The organism is Lachnoclostridium phytofermentans (genome assembly GCF_000733755.1).
Lineage (GTDB): Bacteria > Bacillota > Clostridia > Lachnospirales > Lachnospiraceae > Lachnoclostridium > Lachnoclostridium phytofermentans_A.
The window spans coordinates 651569-669390 of the sequence record NZ_JPOF01000003.1; the positions used below are offsets into that span (position 1 = coordinate 651569).

The following is a 17822-nucleotide window of genomic DNA, read 5'->3' on the forward strand; positions in this document are numbered from 1 at the left end:
TCCTATGTCTCACCAGTTTGTAATTTAACTTGTATGTAAATTTTACTACATTTTCTTAGTCTTCGCAAGCAAACTGTCGTTATCGAGATAATCCTTTTATACTATAAATTATGGTGATTTACAAGAAGATAAAGCTAAGTCACGAAGCAATTTACTATATTTCTATGATAAAAACTTAAAAAAGCTATTGTAATCGCTACCTCTCCCTTGAAGAAACAGCGTTACAACAGCTTTATGATTACTCTCTACTCTCCACGAACAACCCTAGTATCAGTTCCCTAACTGATACTAGCTTCTTTTTTATATGTTACCTTATATCAAATACTCCTCTTTTGTATCTCCCTATGATTTCTTGCACTTGCAAGTAAAGATACAAAGAAATCATTTACTCATAAATTATTTTTAAGAATTAACTCATTGAAAGGTTATTTAAGTAATATTATTTAAAATAGGAGACACCAGACTCAAATATATTCTGATTCTGATTTCCATAGATATTTAAAGCCACACCGTCTCCACGACGTTCGGAGTGAGCCATCTTACCAAGAACTCGGCCATCTGGACTTGTGATACCTTCAATTGCATAATAGGAACCGTTTGGATTAAAGTCTTCTTCCATCGTTGGATTTCCACTAACATCAACATACTGAGTAGCAATCTGTCCATTAGTAGCAAGTTTTTTTAGCCACTCTTCATTCGCAACAAAGCGTCCTTCTCCATGAGATGCAGGAATGGAGTAAACTCCGCCAAGCTCCGCTTTCATTAACCAAGGAGATTTATTGGATACTACTTTGGTATATACCGATTTCGATATATGGCGTCCAATATTATTCATCGCCAAGGTTGGTGAATCAGCTGTCTGTGGCATAATCTCACCATATGGAACTAGACCAAGTTTAATCACTGCCTGGAACCCATTACAGATACCAAGTACTAAGCCATCTTTTATTTTCAATAGGTCATTGACTGCATCACTAATGCGAACATTTCGGAAAGCTGTAGCGATAAACTTACCAGATCCATCTGGCTCATCACCAGCTGAAAATCCACCTGGGAACATTAAGATCTGCGCTTCCTTAATCGCTTTTTCAAAAGCATCGACAGACTCTTTAATATTTCTCTCGTCTAAGTTCTTAAATACTACTGTATTAACCTCTGCACCAGCTAGCTCGAAAGCACGTAAGCTGTCATATTCACAGTTTGTTCCCGGGAACACCGGTATAAATACTTTAGGCTTTGCTATCTTATTCTTTGCCGTATAAATAGTCTTTGCATCAAATAAAGTACATGGAACCTTCTCTTTTTCCATTTCCCCGACCATATTAGAACGAGTTGGAAATACCTTTTCTAAGGTGTTTGACCATGCAGATAATGCTTCATCTATCGTAATAGACATTTCTTTATAGGTAAAGGTGTGAGACTCAGTAACTGTACCTACCATCTGATACGAAATATTGACTGAATCTATCTTTGCTAAATCTGCTTCACTTATTTCAGCTACAATATCTCCGTAAGCAGGCCCAAATAAATCAGTTTCTGTAAGATTAGCATTAAAGTTTACCCCTAACTGATTTCCAAATGCCATCTTAGACACACTTTCTGCTATACCCTTAGCACCTAGAGCATACGCCGATACAATTACCTTCTCATGAATTAACTTAGTTATAGTCTCATATAGATTTTGTAATTGTTCATATGCTGGCAATTCATAGGCATCTTTTTTTATTGAGAAACGTATTAAACGATTACCAGTCTTCTTTAATTCAGGAGTTACTACCTCGTTAGCTTTCGCAACATCAACAGCAAAGGAAACTAGGGTAGGTGGAACATCAATGTCATTGAAGGTACCTGACATACTATCCTTACCACCAATAGATGGAAGACCTAGCTTCATCTGAGCATCATAAGCACCCAGTAATGCTGTTAATGGTTCCCCCCATCGGCGTGCATCATCACCAAGTCTTCTGAAATACTCCTGGAAGGTAAAACGAATCTTTTTATGGTCACCACCTGCTGCTACGATTTTAGCAACCGACGAGATTACTGCATAAACTGCACCATGGAAAGGACTCCAGCTACTTAGGTATGGATCATAACCATAACTCATCATCGTTACAGTATCGCATGCACCGTGAAGAACCGGAAGCTTTGCAATCATCGTCTGGACAGGTGTTAATTGATATTTCCCACCGTACGGCATTGTCACAGTGGCGGCTCCGATTGAGCTATCAAACATCTCTACTAAACCTTTTTTGGAACAGATATTAAGGTCAGAAAGCATGGATAACCACTGTTCTTTGATTGATTTATTAGCTTTTTCTCTTATTTCTCTCGAATTTTGTGTATTCGAAGTTTCTTCTATGGAAGAGGCAGTTACTAAACTTTCACCACTTATCTTTCCAGTACTTGCAGCTGGATAGAAGGCACCAGATTTAAAGTAATTCTCTTCTTCCTTAGGCATCGTTACAACCGCAGTTGCCTCCTGGTGAGCACCGTTGGTATTTAAAAATTCTCTTGAGATATCTACAATTACCTTACCGCGCCAACGAAGTACTAATCTAGGTTCTTCTGTAACCACTGCTACTTCAACAGCTTCTAGATTTTCCTCTTCTGCAAAAAGAAGCATTTGCTTTACATCTTTTTTATCTACAACGATAGCCATACGTTCCTGAGATTCTGAGATTGCAAGCTCTGTTCCATCTAATCCTGCATACTTCTTAGGAACCTTATCTAAATCAATTATAAGTCCATCTGCTAATTCTCCAATTGCAACGGAAACACCACCAGCACCAAAGTCATTACATTTCTTAATTAGCTTAGAAACCTCTTCTCTACGGAATAATCTTTGTAACTTACGCTCGGTTGGTGCATTTCCTTTCTGTACCTCTGCACCACAAGTGTGAATGGACTCTGTAGTGTGTACCTTGGAAGATCCGGTAGCACCACCACAACCATCACGCCCTGTACGTCCACCCATCAAGATGATGACATCACCTGGATCAGAATTCTCACGGATAACATTCTTTCTTGGTGCAGCACCCATAACAGCGCCAATTTCCATACGTTTTGCTACATAATTTGGATGATAGATTTCATCTACTAAACCAGTTGCTAGACCTATCTGATTTCCATAGGAGCTATAACCTTTGGCAGCTCCTGTTACAATTTTTCTTTGTGGAAGCTTACCCTGTAGCGTATCCTTTATGGATACTGTTGGATCTGCTGCTCCGGTTACTCTCATTGCCTGATACACATAACCACGACCAGATAATGGATCACGAATTGCTCCACCTAGACAGGTTGCGGCTCCACCAAATGGTTCAATTTCTGTTGGATGATTATGCGTTTCATTCTTAAAGAATACCAGCCATTCTTCTGTCTTGCCATCGATTTCAACCGGCACTACAATAGAACAAGCATTGATTTCATCGGAAACTTCCATATCTTCAAGCTTGCCATCTGCCTTCAGCTTCTTCATTGCAAGTAAAGCAATGTCCATTAATGAAATGTACTTATCTTTTCTATCTTTATAAAGAAGTTTTCTATTTGCTTTATAATCTTCATATGCAGTCTTAATTGGATCCTTATAAAAACCTTCTTCAAAGTCTACCTTGGTTAGTTCTGTTAAGAAGGTAGTATGACGACAATGATCTGACCAGTAGGTATCTAATACACGAATTTCGGTAACAGATGGATCTCTCTTTTCTTCCTTAGCAAAATAATTCTGAATATGCTTAAAATCAGCATAGGTCATTGCTAAATTTAGTGATTCATATAAAGAATGAAACTCAGAATCCCCCATGTTTTGAAATCCAGTTAAGTAAGGAACGTCTTCTGGTACCTCAAACTCTGTAATTAAAGTATCTGGTTTTACTTCGTCTGTTTCCCTGGAATCCACAGGATTAATACAATATTGCTTGATACGCTCAAAATCTTCTTCTGCTAAAGTACCACTTAATACATAAGTAGTCGCAGAATGAATGACAGGCTCTTCTTTTTCATTTAACAACTTAACACATTGCTCAGCAGAATCTGCACGTTGGTCAAATTGTCCTGGAAGATACTCCACAGAGAATACTTTATCCTCTTTTTCATATGGAAACTTCTCTTCAAATAATTCATCGATCGGAGGTTCTGAAAACACAGTACCAAGTGCCTTTTGATAGGTTTCCTCACTTACATTCTCTATATCATAACGGATTAAAACACGCACATCTGTTAGTGTCTTAAGCCCTAAATAACTTCTAAGCTCTTCTTTTAGCTCTTTTGCACGCACTGCATAAGGTACTTTTTTCTCTACATATACTCTTTTGACACTTCCCACGTCATTACCTCCGTATATTTTTCTAGGTTTTTGTGTATACTTCATCTTTTTTGGTTATATTTATTATAGCATAGGCGTATTTATAAATGAAATTAATATATATGAAATATTTCATTAGGTGAACTAATAAAGCCAACTAGTAAATTATCAGGATTAAGTTCTGTTTAACTTTCAGTCAATAAGACAGTGCACTAGACAATCTTTCCTGTCTAGTGTACAATATGTATACAATTTTATAGTGTAAAATAAAGTATACCTTAAAATTGTATGACTATTTTATCTAGTCTAAAACGCTATAAACTAGCTCACTCAAACAGTAATTGTAGGTGATGAAGCTAGCATGCGTGGTCTAGAATTTTTGTGGAATACTCGGAGGAAATCATATGCTTTACTCAATTTTTGATAACTTGTCAGGCAAAAGTATAACTTTTGTAGGGTTATTGCTAGCTTTTTTAATTACATGTATCTTACTCAAGGTACTTCAGAACATTCTGCCAAGGGACGGTGGAAGAGCTTACGCGGTAAACGGTGGTCTATCTCAAGGAAAACCTCGCGGTGCAGGACTAGTTTTTATCTTAGTATTCGTTGTAGCTACCTTGCTATTTGTTCCAATCACCAGAGAACTTATTATTTATCTACTCATGATTATTGCTGCTATGATGAGTGGTTATTTAGATGATAGCTCCAAAGCCCCTTGGGGTGAATATAAAAAAGGGTTCATTGACTTAGTCATTGCACTTGTATGTGCCGTTACTTATGTGAATTTTAATGGTAGCACTTTAACATTTTTAACTACTGGATCCTCAATTGAACTCAATCCTGTTCTCTATGTGTTACTTGCAATGCTGTTAATCTGGGTATCAATTAATGTAACCAATTGTACCGATGGAGTAGACGGGCTTAGTGGAAGCATTGGTATCGCTACAATCTTTACTTTCTATCTTGTTTTTGTTTCTATTATAGACAACCAAGATTATGGTTTAATCTCCCTTATCATGATTGCATGTATCCTTGGTTACTTATGGTTTAATGCCTCTCCAAGTAAGTTGTTAATGGGAGATGCTGGCTCCAGAGCAATTGGATTGTTTATTGCGGTGATTGCCCTCAAAACAGGTAGCCCATTACTTTTCATCCCTGCTGCCATTGTATTTATCATTGACGGAGGTCTTGGCTTAGTTAAGGTTGCTCTTCTACGTTTCTTCAAGATTAAGATCCTAGCAAATACAAGAACACCGATTCATGATCATGTTAGAAAAAAATTAGGTTGGTCGGATACACAGACTGTATTTCGTTTTATTATCATCCAAGCTATGGTATCCTTTGTTACCCTTTATATGTTTTTATAGTAAGATTCATAATAATAAACCTATATATTATTACGGATAAGGAATTATTTCAACGTTAATTTAATCCTACTTACAAATATACTGCCAGCAGTGTAAATTTATAAAGTAGGCTTCGATACGTACGTACTATGAATTCTACATCGATGGGAATTATTATTCACATTGGATTTTAAAAGAATAGGTATAGAATTACTACCCTATAACACAGGAACAGAAAGGAGAAGGCGCATTGGATATTAATTACGAGTTATATAAAGTATTCTATTATGTTGCGAAAACACTAAGCTTTAGTGAGGCTGCTGCTGAGTTATTCATCTCACAATCGGCGGTCAGTCAATCGGTAAAAGTATTAGAAAAACGTCTGAATCAGGTTCTCTTTATACGAAGCACAAAAAGAGTAAGTCTTACCAAAGAAGGTGAGATGCTTTTTAAGCACATCGAACCAGCGATTAATTTAATCAGCCGTGGTGAGAACCAAATCTTAAATTCTACTCCAGCCGGTGGCATGCAATTACGAATTGCCGCAAGCGATACGATTTGTCGATATTTCTTAGTGCCTTACCTTAACAAATTTCACAAATCCTATCCCGAGGTACATATCCGTATTATTAACGGTACCTCACTCAAGTGTGCAGAATTACTTGAAACAAATCAAGTGGACTTAATCGTTGCGAATTCCCCGAATTCTGCTCTAAATAATAATTTAAATATTCAGGACATTACCACCTTTCGTGATGTTTTTGTTGCAAAGCCAGATGCCTTTCCACTGGCAAATCGTAAACTTACGCTAGCAGAGCTTCAAAGGTTACCTATCCTTATGTTAACTAAACTCTCTACTACAAGCGCTTTCCTCCATAATTTATTTTTACAGCATTCCTTGGATTTGGTGCCTGCTATCGAACTTAGCAGTAATGATTTATTGATTGACTTAGCGAAAATCGGTCTCGGTATTGCTTTTGTACCAGATTTTTGTATTAATAACATAAGCCCTTCTGAGCTAATTACAATTGAAACAATGGAAGAAATGCCGGAACGAAAATTAGTCGCAGCTTACGATGATACCTTACCATTATCAGAACCTGCACAATTTTTTATTAAATTAATGCTAGACAAGCTATAGAAAGTATTTTCAATAAAAGTATAAACAGATAATAAATCTATACAGGTGGTTTAAGCTAAACAGGTGATCTATGTTTTCGGTTACAATCGAAAACATAGATCACCTGTTTTTCTTATTCATTAAATTTTTCCTATTCATAGAACGATTATTTAAGAACGATTATTTAAGAATGATATAAATATAAACTTTACATCTTGATTTCGATGTCGCTATAATTAGCCTGTTACTTTAGAAAAATAACCCCGTAATGAATACAGTGATTATAGCTCCAGCTGCTACTACCACCAAACTTCTTTTATAATATGCTAAAAGAAACGCTACGATTGTTCCACACACCGCAGTTATTACATTACCTGTAGATTCAAATACATCCGGAAATGTGAGTGCTCCTAATACTGCATAGGGAACGTAATTTAAAAAAGACTTGATACGTGCTGATTTTATTTCTTTACGAAAAACTGCAATTGGCAAGGCTCTTGGTATATAGGTTACGAGCGCCATAATGATTACTGCTAAAAGTGCCTTTTCTATCTTCATACACTTTCCTCCTTCTTATCCTCCATAGGAAATAAAATCGCCCCAATTCCTGCGGAAAGAACAGTCGCTATAACCACCTTAAAGCCGGATGAAATAAAGGAAAAGGCAGGGATATATCGTAAACAGTAATGTATAAAAATGGAGAGCAGTAAAATAACAACTACAGGCTTAGATTTTCTTGCTGGAGGAATAATGATAGCAATAAACATTCCATAAAGAGCAATTCCCATTGCATCTGCCAAACTTTGTGGCAGTGCTGTACATATCATAGCTCCTAGCGCAGTGCCAAGACTCCAGCCGACAATAGGACTACTAATTAATCCAAACATATATGCACTGCTTAACTTTCTCTGCTCCATAGAAGCTACGCTAAATGTCTCATCTGTAATACCAAAAGAAAAAATGAGGCGATTCCATACTCCAATTTTAGAATCTATCTTTTGAGATAGCGATAAAGACATTAGCATATATCGTATGTTAATAATAAATGTGGTGAAACCTATTTCAAATAATCCTGCCCCAGCAAAAATTAAATTCGTTCCTGCAAACTGTCCTGCAGAGGTCAGATTTGACAAAGAAATAAAAATAGCTAACCATACCGGTAATCCACCGTTTACCGCCATAAGCCCAAACGTAAAGGACACTGGCAGATAACCAATTGCAATTGGCAATCCCCGTTTGAAACCATATTGAAGATCTCTCTTACTATCAATATTCATTGTACTATTTTCCTTTGTTTTATTCGTGTAATCTTCTTATTATTTTATATACAATGCAATTTTGTATCACCAAAGGTTTACTATGAGCAAAGAAGATAATTCCATCGCTTGGAGCTATAATTTGTGAGATTACTTCTCCTTCAATCGGATCTACTACTTCTGCTAAGACATCACCAAACTTTACTTCTTCCCCTGGTTTTCTAAGAGGTCGATAGATTCCTGAAACATCTGTTTTAATCGGCATTAATGACTCTTCTTCCACAATACTTGCGATATAACCACTATGACAGTTATACTTGATGATTCCCATGCGTGTCAAGAATCGAAGGACGGAAGATACCGCCTGTCTTGCAGACTTTTCGTCAATACTACTCGTTGCTGGGGTGTATACCGAAAATGCATTCGTTCCATTTACCTGCCAGCAATAGTTTAGAGTTCCTGTATCAAAAGGATGAGGCTTTTTAGTCAGTACATAAGGTAACCCAAATAGATTCGCAAGGCTAGTACTTTGATGACCTGTTTCCATCATTCTAACATGAGGAATAAATTCACCCGGAGTGTGAAAGCTTGCAAACTGAATACCATAACTATATCCTTCCACTGCCTTAAATACTCCACCTGCAATACGTTCCGTAGTTTCACCGCTGTTATCTCCCGGGAACATGCGATTAATATCAGACTTATCCATCGCCCAGAAACGTTTCTCAATGTTAATACTGGATTGGTTCAACGTCGGAATTACCATAATTTCATTGTTATTTAAAATTGCTCCGATTTTTTCTAGTCTAGTCAACTCCTTAACCAACTGAGAACAGATATATAACTGTTGTATCTCATTTCCTCTTGTCGGTCCCACGATACATGCTGCCTTTTCTCCCTTACCAAAACGAAAACCAACTATGTGCATGTCATCACGAAAAGGACTTTTTACCGTATGAATTATTTCCTGAAACATTTACACCCCTCCTAGGATTCTAGCAATTAGGGAACCATCATAAACAACAGGGTATTCCCTTAATGTAAACACGACTCCATCACAAGGAGCTATAATGTGTTGAACAACCGTACCATTAAGACTATCCACAATATTTCCGACTACATCTCCAGCTTTGATATCCATCAGGTGTTCTACACATGGCAAAAAGATTCCGGAAGCTTCGGCATGTATTAAAGTCACTTTATCACGATCGGAGGAGATTACCGAAGTCTTTGGCGTTATCACAGACCCATTCCAAATACCAAGCTTATGCATCAGGCAAAAAATACCCTCTAAGATCTGATCTCCGAACTCCTTTGTAATTCTCATACCAACTCCCATCTCAATACTTAACGTTGGTACCCCATTTTGATTTAGGCTATGATAAAGGCTTGCAGGTTCTACTGTTGGTGAAGAATGAACCCAGATAAAGTCTGTATTTAATAGCTTTGCATATTCTAATAGACTTTCTTCATGCTGCTTATCAAGTCGAACCTGTGGAATTTCTCTTAAAAAGATATTGCTCGCATGCAGATCCACACAAAAATCTGCTCCCTCAAGATCTTCTACAAGCTTTGCAGCTACATATTCGGACATATCACCATCCATATCTCCTGGGAAGCTTCGATTCATATCCAAATCAAAGGTTGGTATTCTTCTTGTAATTGACTCCATCCCCAACGGATTTACACACGGATAGACATCCACAATACCAGTTAAGAATTCATTTTCTTCCCTAATACGGCGGATCAATTCATAACATATGTACTGACCTTCAAGTTCATCACCGTGAACTCCTGTTACAATACAAATTCTTTTTTCATTCCCCTTTTTATTCTCTGGTTCTAAATGATTCTTTTTAATGTGCATCGTTTCTAATACTGGCAGACCTACCGAAACTACTGTTTTTACCATCTTTACACATCCCTTCTGTAGGTATATCTTAACGCTTTAAAGCATTACCTTGTAATAGTATTTATTGAAATTTCATTTCATTGTACTACAATTATACAGTAAAGTAAATCCCTTGAAACCATACTAATTTAGAACAAAGGAAGCAAAAAACCAAAGAAAATATTAGCAACCCCGTAGGGTGAGTATGCATCCCTTCGAAAGTTTTAATATATAGAAAATTACGATGCAATTTCCTATATATAAAAAAAGTCTAAGCATACTAGCTCTATTCCCGCTAACATACCAAGACTCTTTCCTTATTTATTCTTTACAGCATCTAAATCATTTCCTCTTTAATACCATACTAATATATTACATAACTTCTATAATTACGAACACTATTAAAATTTTATTACAACATAATCTTATCTCAACCTTTTACAGCTCCTTGAGTCAAACCATTATAAATCTTATTTTGACAGGTAATAAAAACAATAAGTGCCGGCAACACCGTAATAATAACCCCTGCACAGATAAAATTGTATTGATTACCAAAAGGGCCAGTAAAGGTATAAAGCGAAGAGGATACCACTTTTAATTTTTCTGATTGTAGATATAGATTTGCCATATAGTATTCATTGTAGGTACTAACTCCTTTTAGTATCATACAGGTGACAATGGCTGGTTTTAATAGTGGCAACAGGATACGAAAGAATACCGTATAGTAAGATGCTCCATCCACGATTGCGGATTCATCAAGAGATACAGATATATTCTCAAAAAACTGTAAAAATACATAGATAGATATAACATCTGTTCCCATTAATAGGATCATATAACCAACTAGCGTATTCACTAAATTTAAGCTTGTCATAATGGAAAATACAGTTACCTGAACAGCAACCCCTGGAATAAGAGCTGCAAATAAAAATAAATTTCTTATCAAACCATTTCCCAGAAATTTGAATCGATTGAGTATGTATGCAAGCATTGTTCCTATCAAGATTGAACCCATTAAAACAAACACTAATATAATCATTGAATTAAGAAATGCTCTCCCCATATTTCCCTTCGTCCATGCTGTCACAAAATTTTCAATATAGAACCAATTTTTTGGAAGGGTCGCAACACTCGTTTGATTGTATTCCTGTGTACTTTTAAATGCTGTTATCACACAAGATACAATCGGAAGTAACATCCAAAAAGTTATAAATATCAGACTAAAGTACTTTAAAAAACTAATAATACACTGTTTGACTGAATAGTGCTTTCTTCTTTTCCTATTACTCATAAGTGTTACCTCCTTCCTGTTTTTTCAGGTAACGGTTCATTCTTTTTCTAGTTCCCTTCGATATATCCGAATCATTATCAAATATAAAGTGAAAGATTAATTTCTGGGCAACCGTAACCAGAATAATAATTCCCATTAAGACAATTGCCATTGCGGATGCTAATCCAACTTTCTTTGTATTATGAGCAAGAACATGCATTGTTACAAAGTAGGTTGCCGTTTCTGCAGTACCACCTGTGATAACATAGGAAGGTTCAAAGGCACTTAACGATCCAGAAATCGATAAAATTAAGTTAAGCAAAACTACAGTCCTTATGCTTGGTAGAATAATGTATTTAAACTCTTGCCACTTACTTGCTCCATCAAGTTCAGCAGCTTCGTACATTTCGCTGTCAACGGACATAATAGCACCGATAAATAAAACCATATTCTGTCCCATGTATCTCCACACCGATGTTGCAGCTAATGAGATGTTATTTATCCTTGTATCAGAAAGCCAGCGTGGCAGACTATCAAGGTCAAAGCCAACTGCTTGTAATACAGTATCTAATACAAATCCTCTAGTAAAGAAAAATTTAAAGATAAATCCAACCGCTATACCACAGATTAAATAAGGAAAAAATATTGCACCTTTAAAAAACTTCCCGCCTTTTACCTTAAAACTTAAAATTGTAGCAAAATAAAGAGCTAGAACAAGCTGTATCAGAGATGCCCCCATATAATAGAGACTTAAGTATAACGCGCGAAAACAATCTTCTCTCTTAAAAACATCTATATAATTCTTAAAACCTACCGGTGTTCTTCTTCCAAGATACTTCATCTTATAGAAACTAAATTCAATCATTTTTTCAAAAGGTAAATACGTAAAAGTGATTAAAAGAGTCATCGGAACCAGTAAAAATAAAATGATAATACTCGCCCTCTGCCCCTTTCTACTTTTTAGAAATCTAATTGGATGAATTCTTTTTTGGTTTGATTTTACGTTATCCATAGGGTCCTCCTACTGGAATATGAGCCAAGGGTATCCCTGGCTCACATTCTGAATTCTACCGCAGATTCTCCTGGGTTAAATAGCCCATAAGAACGTCTAAGTTATGATTAATACTTTACTTCTATGCCAAGTGAAGCTTGTGCATCGGACCAAGCTTCATTAAACTCAGCCATAAGTTCCTCTAACGTCTTTGCAGATTCCCCTTTGCTTGCCTTAAATCCTTCCCAGAATACGTACTGAGCCTTCTTACCATCCACATTGATATTCATTTCTGATTCTGCGTTAATTGCGTTAAACGTATCTTCTTCCCCCGCTGCTGCTGGATTATTCACAATAAACTCCACACCCGAGAAAGCGTTTAATACTTCTGGATATGCGCCCGTTTTTAAGATTGGAATACCACCTTCATTATAAGAGAAGTTTGATTGCTCCACTAACCATTTCGTATATATCTTCGCTGCAAACTTTGTTACTTCATCTGCATTTATATTAATCCCATAGCAATAATCAGCACCTGCAGAAGCATATTGTTTTCCATTGATTGTTAACGGAAATGGCATATATCCAATATCCTGTGGGTTAGAATCTGCTTGTTGAAACTGAGTAACAGCCCAAGATCCCATTGCCATTACACCAATTTCACCACGATTGATTCTTCCCTTACAGCCTTCCCAGTCTGTAGTAACAGGATCTTCTTCGCATAAACCACGAGCAGCAATATTATAAATCAAATAATAGGCAGAATAAGCACCTGTAAAATCATCCGTAGGGCCAAATGGATTTTTCTGATATGGTAAAATATTATTGTAGTACTCTGGATCACCATTCGTAGAGCCACCAATATGTGCATTCCACTGTGAAATAGCCCAGTCATCTTTGTAGTTAGAATAGTAAGGGTCCTCAGCTGCACCAGTATCTTTGATTTTTTGTAAACAATCTAAGAATTCGTCTGGGGTCTTTGGAAGACTAGTAATACCAGCAGCTTCAAATACCTTCTTGTTGTAAACAATACCTTGTGCATTTCCAGTAGAGGATAATCCATATACTACATTGTCAAAAGCCTTGTCATCACAGAAATTATAAATGTCTTTCAATACATCATAACTTCCAATCGGCTCAAAATAGGTACCTAAATCTACCTTATCAATCGATGTTGGAATCATACACATGGTTCCCCAATCCTTTTGTGTAAGACGAATATCCATTGTTTCTTTGTAATCCGTAATTCCTTCGTATTCCACCTTAATATTCGGGTAAACTTTATTAAATTCAGCAACATACTCTGCAAATCTTCCATTATCCACCAAATCCGTACGATGTGTTGCGAATTTAATTGTTGCTGTAATGTCAGTGTACTTTCCTAATTCAATTTGATCAAGTGTCATGCTATAATCTGGTGTCTCATCATTCGCAGCTTCACTTTCTGCTTTTGTAGCTTCTGGCTCCTTAGTTGGTGTCTGTGTGTTTTCTTTGTTCGCATCTACGCTAGTATCCTTGTTGTCTTTCTTAGATCCGCATGCTGCTAACGAAAAACATAGTACAAACACCAATGCGATACTAATTAGTTTTCTTTTCATATTACTCTCCTCCTGATTTTTTAAGTTACTATCTCATTTAATAACTTAATTATATTTTATAACAAGTAAGAATAATTATCATTTCAATATTTTGGTATTTATTGTATTATGTTGGTTTTATATTGTATTCTTCACAGTTTTATTCCACTTAATTATGTCTATTTTGTTAATAATGACGGTTATATTAAAAAACTCACTTGACATTATCTAACCTTTCGATTATTATGAGCATAATATAGTTCATTTTTTATATGTTATTAAAGTTATATTCCGTTTTATTAACTTAATTTTTATTTAAATTAGTATCAATAAGTGGCATAAATATCCAATGAATACAAAGGGGAGGAATTGGAAAGATATGAATATTATTAAAACAAGAGAAGCTTTGATATCAACAAGACATGTGAGTTCAAAAGATAAAGTTAGTCCAAAAGCAGACACACTTTTTAATAAGACGAATTCTCAAGCACCCCCATTGGTCATGAGCAAAAATGAGTCTGTCCATTACTTTTTATATGATGAGCCATCTTCGCTTGCAAAGGACTGCTTATTCTACATACAGCTTGCAGAAGAAAACACTGTTCATTTTCCCTGGTCGATGGAGCTTAATAACTTAGATTGTTATTTAATTTTATATAGTATCTCAGGACAAGGTAACTTGATTTTGAATGACGAAACTTATCCACTTAGGCCTCACACATTTTTCTTTCTACACTGTGACCAAGCAATTCGTCTGGAGCTTGCAAACTCTAACTGGACCTATTCAGCTCTTTATCTTAATGGATTATCAATTAAAAAATATTACCACTTATATATGCAAGATGGAGTACCTACTTGCGAAGATGATATTTCTGCAATGTGGAATACGATTCGTAAATTTTACTATCGCAATAACAATCAGTTAGATATTGCAGAGCTACTTCGTTCCCAAGTCATAACAGAACTTTTAACTTCTGCTGTAGTTTTAAAATATCAAAAAACTCATAATGCTGTTCTTATCCCTGAGTACATACTTAAAATGAAGACCATACTAGACGATAGGTTTAAAGAAAATCATACTCTTGACAGCCTATCGAAAGAATTAAACTATAATAAATACAAACTCGCAAAAGATTTTAAATTTTACACAAACTTTTCTCCTATTGATTATTTGATCCATAAGCGAATTGAAGAATCTAAAAAACTCTTAGAGGCTACTATGTTAAGTATTAGTGAAATAGGATTTAAAGTAGGTATCGATAACACACCTCACTTTATTAATCTATTTAAAAAACAACTTGGTATCACACCAAATAAGTATCGAATACAGTCAGGCAAGAGAGAGTTAAAACAGTAAAGAATTCTTTCCTACTGAGGAAATATGGGAATTAAAAAAGCACGCTTCGCAAATTTTTCCTAATCATAAATATAAAAACTCGAATGCTTCAATCGACGCATTCGAGTTTTTGCCATCTCTTATTCCATTTCTTTAACGCTATCCTTCACAATCACTTTACCAACCGTAATCTTAAGACCTGGATTATAGGATGGATCATCAATTTTCTTGATCAAACGTTCGGCACTTGCCTTGGCCATACCATCCATATCAACCTCATAGGTAGTAATTCGAGGAGAAGATATTTCTGATAGTATGTAATTATCGAATCCTACTACTGATACGTCCTCTGGTACCCGCACACCTTTCTCCTTTAACGCTAGAATTAATTCGTATGCAACAGTATCACAGTTACAGACAAATGCACTTGGTAATTTTTCAGGAAGACTTACTTTTACAATCCCGGTTACTATATCACGATCCGGTATCACCATGTCCTCTGTTACCGTAATACCTTCCTCTAGCATCGCACGCGAAAAACCAAAATAACGGTCACTAATACTACTAGTTGCTGAGATTGTTCCAACAAAAAAGATGTCACGATGTCCCATCTTTAGTAGGTAATTTGTCATCATGTACATTCCATAATATCCATCTGAGATAATAGCATCACATCCATAATAAGAATTGTATGCATCCAGGAAAATAACCGCTAAATTTTCTTCTTTGCTTAAACATTGCAGGTATTCCTGTTTTACCTGCCCCATCACAATAAGACCATCTACTTTTGCATCTTTTACAATTCTAGGAAGATTTAATGTGTTTTCATCATCACTTTTTAATATCTCTAATATACCATAATAACCATAGAAGGTAAGCCAGCTAATGACTCGTTCATACATATCCCAGTAAAATGAATACTTTTGATCCACAAATCTACCTGGTATAAGAATACCAATGTTACCGGTACGACCACCCTTCTTCACTGTCCCTGGCGTTTTGGGTCGATACCCCATTTCAATTGCTATTTTCTTTATCGTTTTGCGCAACTCTTCACTAACGCCTTCTTTATCCGCCAAAGCCTTAGATACAGTAACATTACTAACACCCAATCGTTGTGCTATATCAGATAAACGAACTGTTTTTGCCATAATTTATCCTCCAAATCTATAGTTTAAACACCAATCTTAGCCTCACAATATCTAACTCCTATTTCGATCCAATCAATACCATAAGCTTGATTTTTAAGTTAATAGGTAATATTTTACTTAATTATAAATAATTGCTTCTCTATTGTCAATCTAGCATTTTGGTTATAATTGCGCTATTTTGCCATTTTTAATGTTGGTACTTAATAAATTCTAACTATACTGATAGATGAGATAACCTTTCATTGCTTTGCAAAAAATAGGTTACAACATAATTATGGACAGCTAGCTTTTTAAGAGGTTAAATATCTCTATCACATGCCAACTGCCCATTCCTATTTTTTCATCGAAAAACTTTATAACGCATCTCCGATTCTATATGAAAACTCCCTCAAGTAAAATTATCCTTTAATTATTATCTGGCACATCTTCATAGCTTCAAGAGCATTGTAATGTGACTGTTTTGCAACGCCTGCGCAACAGGTAGAATCTACTATCACTGGTATCTCTGGAAATGCTGCTTTTATTATCATAGCATTTGATATAACGCAGATGTCTGTACAAAGACCAACCAGTTCAATCTCTTCTATCGGTTCCTTGGAGACACTCTGTATCTCCTCTAATGCTTTTGCAAGATTAAGGGTCCCAAAACTTTCTTTGTCCAAAATTATTGTGTTTGGTTTATTTGCATATGGTTGCAAGGAAGACTCTATTTCCCAGCCTTTGCTATCTTTCCTACAGTGCTCCACTGGAAGATTCTTTCCCTCCTGAGTATTTAGATATTCCTTCGTATGCGTATCCCTTGTAAAAATAACATTTCCGCTAAAACCTTCTAGCTTGTCTTTCACTCTTGAGACGATAGCTTCCGCTTCTTTACTTCCTAAACTCCCAGTAATAAAGTCATTTTGCATATCAATTACAACCAATACGTTTCCCATAGATTACTCCTAATTTTTACGCTTCTTACATAATTTAGGTTTACTAGTTAGAACCTATACCTACATTGCTTCTTGTTGCTCATTAATATAATTAATAAGACCTTCTGCTTTCATGATCTTTTGCATGAACTCTGGAAATGACTGCCCCTGATAAGATTTCCCTTTGGTAAGATTTGTAATGATTCCATTATCAAAATCTATCTCTACCTCATTACCAGCGTCGATGTCTCTTGCAGCCTCTTCACATTCTATAATTGGAAGCCCTATATTAATGGCATTACGATAAAATATTCTTGCAAAGGTCTCAGCAATTACACAGCTAATACCAGACGCTTTAATCGCAATTGGTGCATGTTCTCTGGAGGAGCCGCAGCCAAAATTTTTATTTGCAACTATAATATCCCCTGGTTTTACTCTATGAACAAATTCCTTATCAATATCTTCCATGCATTTTTTTGCAAGTTCTTTTGGATCAGAAGAATTTAAATACCTAGCAGGGATGATAACATCTGTATCTACATTATCTCCATATTTATGAACTATACCATGTGCTTTCATACTTACCTCTATTCCGGCGCTTTAGCGCCTGCAATTAATATCAAAGTTCCTTAAAACTAGCACCATAACATACCAAATCGAAAATTCG

The 17822-nt window shown here is 35.9% G+C and carries 14 protein-coding genes; 3 read left to right on the top strand and 11 right to left on the bottom strand.

What is annotated here, in order from left to right:
* Nucleotides 1-439: 439 nt before the first annotated feature.
* Nucleotides 440-4324: a phosphoribosylformylglycinamidine synthase subunit PurQ gene (locus CC92_RS0108380; RefSeq protein ID WP_029503348.1), complete on the bottom strand. Its 3885-nt coding sequence runs from the start codon at nucleotides 4322-4324 to the stop codon at nucleotides 440-442.
* Between the two features lie 383 nt (nucleotides 4325-4707).
* On the opposite strand from CC92_RS0108380, the gene CC92_RS0108385 reads away from it, so the two are divergent.
* Both CC92_RS0108385 and CC92_RS0108390 read left to right on the top strand, forming a co-directional pair.
* On the top strand, nucleotides 4708-5670 hold the full coding sequence (locus CC92_RS0108385; protein ID WP_029503346.1) for a phospho-N-acetylmuramoyl-pentapeptide-transferase: 963 nt from the start codon (nucleotides 4708-4710) through the stop codon (nucleotides 5668-5670).
* Nucleotides 5671-5899: 229 nt separating this feature from the next.
* A complete protein-coding gene (locus CC92_RS0108390; protein ID WP_029503345.1) occupies nucleotides 5900-6790 on the top strand; it encodes a LysR family transcriptional regulator in 891 nt (296 codons plus the stop codon).
* 228 nt (nucleotides 6791-7018) lie between these two features.
* Here the strand turns inward: CC92_RS0108390 and CC92_RS0108395 are convergent, their stop codons facing one another.
* The 7 genes from CC92_RS0108395 to CC92_RS0108425 all read right to left on the bottom strand — a co-directional run bounded on the left by CC92_RS0108395 (nucleotide 7019) and on the right by CC92_RS0108425 (nucleotide 13775).
* Entirely contained in the window at nucleotides 7019-7327 is a 309-nt protein-coding gene (locus CC92_RS0108395; RefSeq protein WP_029503344.1) for an AzlD domain-containing protein, read from the bottom strand.
* Entirely contained in the window at nucleotides 7324-8046 is a 723-nt protein-coding gene (locus CC92_RS0108400; RefSeq protein ID WP_029503343.1) for an AzlC family ABC transporter permease, read from the bottom strand. Before CC92_RS0108400 ends, CC92_RS0108395 begins: the two co-directional genes overlap by 4 nt.
* Before the next feature lie 19 nt (nucleotides 8047-8065).
* On the bottom strand, nucleotides 8066-9001 hold the full coding sequence (locus CC92_RS0108405) for a M14 family metallopeptidase (protein WP_029503341.1): 936 nt from the start codon (nucleotides 8999-9001) through the stop codon (nucleotides 8066-8068).
* Nucleotides 9002-9937, bottom strand: coding sequence for a M14 family metallopeptidase (locus CC92_RS0108410; RefSeq protein WP_029503340.1), 936 nt, complete (start codon nucleotides 9935-9937; stop codon nucleotides 9002-9004).
* A gap of 409 nt (nucleotides 9938-10346) precedes the next feature.
* The gene (locus CC92_RS0108415) at nucleotides 10347-11207 is read right to left on the bottom strand and encodes a carbohydrate ABC transporter permease (protein ID WP_029503339.1); all 861 of its coding nucleotides are present in this window, start codon (nucleotides 11205-11207) and stop codon (nucleotides 10347-10349) included.
* Entirely contained in the window at nucleotides 11200-12198 is a 999-nt protein-coding gene (locus CC92_RS0108420) for a carbohydrate ABC transporter permease (RefSeq protein WP_029503337.1), read from the bottom strand. The genes CC92_RS0108415 and CC92_RS0108420 overlap by 8 nt, the downstream gene beginning before the upstream one ends.
* 107 nt (nucleotides 12199-12305) lie before the next feature.
* Nucleotides 12306-13775, bottom strand: coding sequence for an ABC transporter substrate-binding protein (locus tag CC92_RS0108425; RefSeq protein ID WP_029503336.1), 1470 nt, complete (start codon nucleotides 13773-13775; stop codon nucleotides 12306-12308).
* 358 nt (nucleotides 13776-14133) lie between these two features.
* On the opposite strand from CC92_RS0108425, the gene CC92_RS21570 reads away from it, so the two are divergent.
* A complete protein-coding gene (locus CC92_RS21570) occupies nucleotides 14134-15111 on the top strand; it encodes a helix-turn-helix domain-containing protein (protein WP_051650759.1) in 978 nt (325 codons plus the stop codon).
* Nucleotides 15112-15230: 119 nt separating this feature from the next.
* Here CC92_RS21570 and CC92_RS0108435 read toward each other — a convergent pair whose 3' ends face one another.
* From CC92_RS0108435 to leuD, 3 genes are all read right to left on the bottom strand, one after another.
* Complete coding sequence (locus CC92_RS0108435; protein WP_029503334.1) at nucleotides 15231-16241, bottom strand: LacI family DNA-binding transcriptional regulator; 1011 nt, start codon at nucleotides 16239-16241, stop codon at nucleotides 15231-15233.
* Between the two features lie 398 nt (nucleotides 16242-16639).
* A complete protein-coding gene (locus tag CC92_RS0108440) occupies nucleotides 16640-17176 on the bottom strand; it encodes a cysteine hydrolase family protein (RefSeq protein ID WP_029503333.1) in 537 nt (178 codons plus the stop codon).
* 60 nt (nucleotides 17177-17236) lie between these two features.
* On the bottom strand, nucleotides 17237-17734 hold the full coding sequence (gene leuD / locus CC92_RS0108445; protein ID WP_029503332.1) for a 3-isopropylmalate dehydratase small subunit: 498 nt from the start codon (nucleotides 17732-17734) through the stop codon (nucleotides 17237-17239).
* Nucleotides 17735-17822 lie beyond the last annotated feature (88 nt).